This window comes from Neisseria sp. P0022.S010 (assembly GCF_051956635.1).
On the sequence record NZ_JBQCXF010000321.1, the window covers coordinates 1 to 3403 of the forward strand.

The window sequence follows — 3403 nt, forward strand, 5'->3', positions numbered from 1 at the left end:
CGCGTCAAACGGTTGAATAAAGTAGATTTGCCGACATTGGGGCGGCCGACAAGCGCGATGGTTGGTTTCATGATGGAGTCTTTCTGTGTCAAGTGCCGCCTAAAAACGGGAGCGGAACACAAGCAGGTGTTTTAAAAACACGGTTGATAAGGATAAGTGTAGGCCGTCTGAAAAGTCATGGCAACTTCAGACGGCCTTGATTTTAAAAAAACTTATTTCAAGCTGTCGATTTTCATTTGCAGCAATTCGCGGCCCACGGCAGTTTGCGGCAATTTACTCAAAGCAGCTTCGTAGCTTTGTACGGCTTCTTTGGTTTTATTTTGGGCAACGTAAACATCGCCTTTGGTTTCCAGCATCAAAGGCTCGAAATCAGCCTCAACCTGAGTATTCAGGGCATTGATGGCGGCATCGTATTTTTTTTGCTGCAACAGGACAACGCCCAAACGCTGGGCTGCCAAAGCTTGAACTAGCGGTGCGTTTTGGTTTTTCAGTACCCAATTCAAATGACCTTCCGCCACATCATAACGGCCGGCATCAAACTCTGTCGCCGCTACCATCAAGGTAGCTTGGGCTGTCGAAATGGAATCAGGATAGTTTTTTTGCAATTCAGCCAAATCGGCGTTGATGGCTTTGGGGTCGGTTTTTTGCTGCGCCTTTTCCACCATTTGCGCCAATACAGCGGCGGCTTCCTGATCTTTTAAAGCTTTTTGGCCTTGGTAAATGGTGTAACCCAAATATCCCAAAGCCGCCACGATCAGCAAGGCAAAGATCCAACGGCCGGTGCGTTTCCAAAAATATTTAAAGTTGTCTAACTCTTGTTGTTCTTCCAAATGGGCTGCCATTTATGCGTTCTTCCATTGTTGTAAAGTGTCTGTCAAATCAGCGGCGGCAACGGTTTTCTGTTCGTGTTTGCCCTGCATATCTTTCAGGGTAACCGTACCGTTTGCCAGCTCATCCTGAGCCACAATCAGGGCAAAGCGTGCGCCACTGTTGTCTGCTTTTTTCATTTGCGCTTTCAGGCTTTGATAGCCGGAATGCTGCATCACATTGAAACCTTGTGCGCGTAAGGCTTGCGCGTATTTCATCACCTGCAAGTCCGCACCTTCGCCTTGGTGCATTGCATAGACATCAGGCGCAGCGTTCACTTCCAGCGAGCCGTATTCACTCACCAAAAGCAGCAAGCGCTCAATACCCATCGCAAAGCCAATAGACGGCGCAGGTTTGCCGCCAAGTTCTTCAATCAAACCATCGTAACGGCCGCCACCGCACACAGTCGCCTGCGCGCCGAGTTTGTCGGTCGTCCACTCAAAAACCGTCTGATTGTAGTAATCCAAACCGCGTACCAAGCGCGGATTTTCAACATATTGGATACCCAAACCGTCCAACATCGCCTTGAAGCGTGCATAGTGGTTTTGCGAAGCCTCGCCCAAGTAATCCACCAAACGCGGCGCCGCGTTGCAGATTTCCTGCAAATCAGGGTTTTTCGTATCCAAAACGCGCAAAGGATTGGTTTTCAGACGGCGTTTGCTGTCTTCGTCCAGTTGCGCCTCATAGCGGGTCAAATATTCAACCAATGCCGCACGGTGTGCCGCGCGTTCCTCACGGTTACCCAAGCTATTGATTTCCAAAGTCAGGTATTCGCGAATGCCCAATTTTTCCCACAAATCGGCTGACATCGCGATGATTTCCGCATCGATATCCGGCCCTTCAAAACCCAAAGCCTCGATACCGACCTGATGGAACTGACGATAACGGCCTTTTTGCGGACGCTCGCGGCGGAACATCGGCCCCATATACCACAGCTTTTGCGGGCTGTTGTACAGAAGGTTGTGTTCGACCACCGCACGCAGACAAGAAGCCGTACCTTCAGGACGCAGGCTCAAACTCAAAGAATCGTTTGAATCAGAGAAGGTGTACATTTCCTTGCCGACCACATCGGTTTCCTCGCCGATGGAGCGGACAAACAAACCGGTTTGCTCGACAATCGGCGTACGGATTTGCTGATAGCCGTAAGCGCGTGTCCAACAACTAACCGTATCTTCAAACGCCTGCCAAAACGCAGCCGTCAGTTTGAAATCTTTTTGTTCGACAGGTAAAAGGTCGTTCATACCTTTTACAGATTGAATTTTTTGTGCCATTTCAATATGGGATAAGCGAAAATCAAATAGTTGGGCATTATAGCTGATTTTTAAGGGTTTGTGAGGTTGGGAACAAATCAAAAGGCCGTCTGAAAATCGGTTTTCGCATTCAGACGGCCTGTAAGCAGATTACAGAATCATATTCAATGATTCCCATCCTTCCCCTGCCTTTCAACTTAAATTTCTTAAAAATATATTCAATATAGATTCAATGTCGTTATACTTAGATTCTTTTCATCTCATCCCTATGCACATCATGAAAACACTGCGCTCTCTTTTTGTTATCGGCTTGTTGACTACCAGCCTATCTTCTCAAGCGATGGCTGCAAATAACGCCACAAATAATCAAGCCAAAATAGATTTAGTCAAAAAGGTTTATCTGTCTAAAGTGGATTTAGGCTCTGAACACAAACGTATTACCACGCCTGAACTACAAAAAATCATCCGACAATTCAATAAATTTGACACTAATATCCGTAAGCAACCCGATATGGAGATGGGATGTGACATGCCGATACATTACTACTTGGGATTTGGTCAGGATCATCCTGACAACTTCCATAAAACCTTGCAAGTCAAGGTCACTTCTCCCCATACCGTCCGGGCAACATTTAAACAATTTGACGGCCATAGAGTCGGTGCAGATTTCACGTTAAAATGTATAGAAGACCGTTGTTTGATAGATGATTTTAAGATGATTGGCGATCAAACCAGCATCAAAACTGATTATAAACTTGTTTTACGCAAACAAAAATGTGAGTGAGCCAACAAAACAAAAGGGCTGTCTAAACAAATGGAGCAGCCCTTTGATTTTGTAATCAAGGTCGTGAAGGATGCGGATTTAAGCGTACAGGCGGTAAATTAGGTTTTCCGTATTGGGAAACAGCTTGTCTGCCTGAAGCAGCTTTCCCTGACTGCATAACGCCGCTATCGTTACGTATTGGATGTGCGGCATACTCGTCTTGATTTAATTGTGAAACTTCTTCATTTACTTCATGCTCTACCACAAGTTCATACTCATTATCGTATGCCTTATTCTTACCAAGCCGAACTTCCCCGCCCGCCATAGCGGACACGGAAAACGCGGATAACATGATGATTATGCAGATTTTTCTCTGCATAATATTCTCCTTTTCTTAGATATTGCTTCTTTATCATTTCTTCAATTCATGCCATAAAAGCAAGCTCAAACAAAACCAGTTTCTCTGCTCGTTTGAAGAATCTATTTAAACACAAAACCTGCATCAATACATATCTATTATTAG

5 protein-coding genes are annotated in these 3403 nt (G+C 45.5%); 1 reads left to right on the forward strand and 4 read right to left on the reverse strand.

Translation table 11 applies throughout. The features are described from left to right. From ACTHUT_RS16045 to hisS, 3 genes are all read right to left on the reverse strand, one after another. Positions 1 to 71: GTPase (locus tag ACTHUT_RS16045; protein WP_440419050.1), on the reverse strand; the 71-nt coding region annotated here is incomplete at its 3' end. A 141-nt stretch (positions 72 to 212) separates the two neighbouring features. Continuing rightward, positions 213 to 842 carry a YfgM family protein gene (locus ACTHUT_RS16050; protein WP_440385646.1) on the reverse strand — a complete coding sequence of 210 codons (630 nt, stop codon included), beginning with the start codon at positions 840 to 842 and terminating at the stop codon, positions 213 to 215. Further along, entirely contained in the window at positions 843 to 2138 is a 1296-nt protein-coding gene (gene hisS / locus ACTHUT_RS16055; protein ID WP_128582809.1) for a histidine--tRNA ligase, read from the reverse strand. It abuts the gene before it with no gap. A gap of 256 nt (positions 2139 to 2394) precedes the next feature. Between hisS and ACTHUT_RS16060 the strand changes: the two genes are divergently transcribed. Further along, entirely contained in the window at positions 2395 to 2901 is a 507-nt protein-coding gene (locus tag ACTHUT_RS16060; RefSeq protein ID WP_440385645.1) for a hypothetical protein, read from the forward strand. Between the two features lie 55 nt (positions 2902 to 2956). Here ACTHUT_RS16060 and ACTHUT_RS16065 read toward each other — a convergent pair whose 3' ends face one another. Then, positions 2957 to 3259, reverse strand: a complete 303-nt coding sequence (locus ACTHUT_RS16065) for a hypothetical protein (protein WP_440385644.1) — start codon at positions 3257 to 3259, stop codon at positions 2957 to 2959. Positions 3260 to 3403 lie beyond the last annotated feature (144 nt).